The following is a 1762-nucleotide window of genomic DNA, read 5'->3' on the forward strand; positions in this document are numbered from 1 at the left end:
GCTGGAGGCGGTGGTGCTCGACGGCGAGCAGGAGCTGGCCGACGGGCGTCTGGTGCTGCTGCACGACCCGGCCGGGCACGACGCGTGGCAGGGCACGTTCCGGCTGGTGACGCTGGTGCGGGCGGAGCTGGAGCCGGAGATGGCGGCCGATCCGCTGCTGCCGGAGGTGTGCTGGTCCTGGCTGACCGGGGCGCTCCAGGCCCGCGGACTGGCCTACGGCGAGCCGAGCGGCACGATCACGCGGGCGGGCTCGCACTATTTCGGCGGCCTGGCGGAGCGGCCGGCCGCCTCGCAGATCGAGATCCGCGCCTCCTGGACGCCCCGTGAGGGCCTGGGCGGGGCGCCGGACACCGCCGCGCACCTGATCTCCTGGTGCGATCTGCTGGCGCAGGTCGCGGGCCTGCCGCCGGCCGGTCCCGGGGACGCGTCGGTGGTGACCCTGCCGCAGCGCCGGGGCCCGCAGTCCCGCTGAGCGGGCGCCAGGACAACATCCGTCATCCGCGGTGCCGGCGAGGAGCGCCTCGTCGGCACCGATCCGTGGTCACGCTGTGGAGTCGTCGTGAAACGCCGTATTGACCATCTCTTTGTCGATACGGCCACTTTCCGCACTCGAATCGCACTCGCTCGAACCGACTCGATCTTCGGTTGATCGATCGTGTGTCCGAAGCGCACGGATTGTTACTCACTAGATCGTGATCACTCCCTAAAGGCGGACGAGTTTGCTGCCGAAGACGACTGTGACCTTGAAAGCACGGTTCGTCCCGGCTTCATCCCCACAAGCCGGCCCCGTCCCCCACCCAGGAGGCCTGGTGTCCGTTCTCCTTGAGCAACCCGCAAGCCTGGTCGCCTACCGCCCGAACAAGCCGACCGCCATGGTGGTCGTGGCCGACCCGCGCGTCCGCTCCACCGTCACCCGCCATCTGTGGGCCCTCGGCGTGCGCGATGTCATCGAAGCCTCGTCCATCGCGGAGGCTCGTCCCCGCATCGGCAACCCGCGCGACATCTGCGTCGCCGACGTCCACCTCCCCGACGGCTCCGGCCTCACCCTGCTGTCCGAGACCCGGGCCGCCGGCTGGCCCAACGGACTGGCGCTGTCCGCCGCCGACGACATCGGCGCGGTCCGCAACGCGCTGGCCGGCGGCGTCAAGGGCTATGTCGTCACCGGCACCCGCACCAACATCGGGCTCCCCACCCGTCCCGGCGCCGCTCCCCTCGGCGCCGCCGCCCGTATGCACCGCCGCCCCCCGGGTGCCCCGAGCCACCCGGGCGGCTACCGCGAGCTGTCCGGACGCGAGGTCGAGGTGCTGCGGCTGGTCGCGGAGGGCCAGTCGAACAAGGCGATCGGCGTGTCCATGGGCCTGTCCGCGCTCACCGTCAAGAGCCACCTGGCCCGCATCGCCCGCAAGCTGGGCACCGGCGACCGGGCCGGCATGGTGGCCGTCGCCCTGCGCACCGGGATCATCCACTGAGCCCACCGGATGCCCCCTTCGGCGCAAGCCCCGTTCCCTCCGGCGAACCGGACCCGGCCCGCCCCTGACCGGTTTACGCCCCTGCCGCGTCCGTCGACGGAACGTTCCGTCGACGGACGCCGTGCGCGCACGGATACCCTTGACAGGTGACCGACGCCCAAGACACCGCAGCAGACAGCTCCCTGCGCACCACCGGAGGCACTCCTCCGGACGACGCCGGATCTTCTGTGACGGGGGCGCCGACTCCGTTGCTCGAACCGCGCGAGGGCATTCCGCCCGTGATCGCCGACGCG

The 1762-nt window shown here is 71.9% G+C and carries 2 protein-coding genes and 1 pseudogene; all 3 read left to right on the forward strand.

Features of this window, described 5'->3' with window-relative positions:
* Positions 1-472: DUF3000 domain-containing protein (locus tag H5J33_RS34010; protein WP_181798523.1), on the forward strand; the 472-nt coding region annotated here is incomplete at its 5' end.
* Between the two features lie 337 nt (positions 473-809).
* On the forward strand, positions 810-1469 hold the full coding sequence (locus tag H5J33_RS34015) for a response regulator transcription factor (RefSeq protein WP_030777669.1): 660 nt from the start codon (positions 810-812) through the stop codon (positions 1467-1469).
* A 146-nt stretch (positions 1470-1615) separates the two neighbouring features.
* Positions 1616-1762 (forward strand): annotated as a pseudogene (locus H5J33_RS38515) (ribonuclease D); the annotation flags it as partial.

Origin of the sequence: Streptomyces sp. WELS2 (genome assembly GCF_013870595.1) — a bacterium.
Lineage (GTDB): Bacteria > Actinomycetota > Actinomycetes > Streptomycetales > Streptomycetaceae > Streptomyces.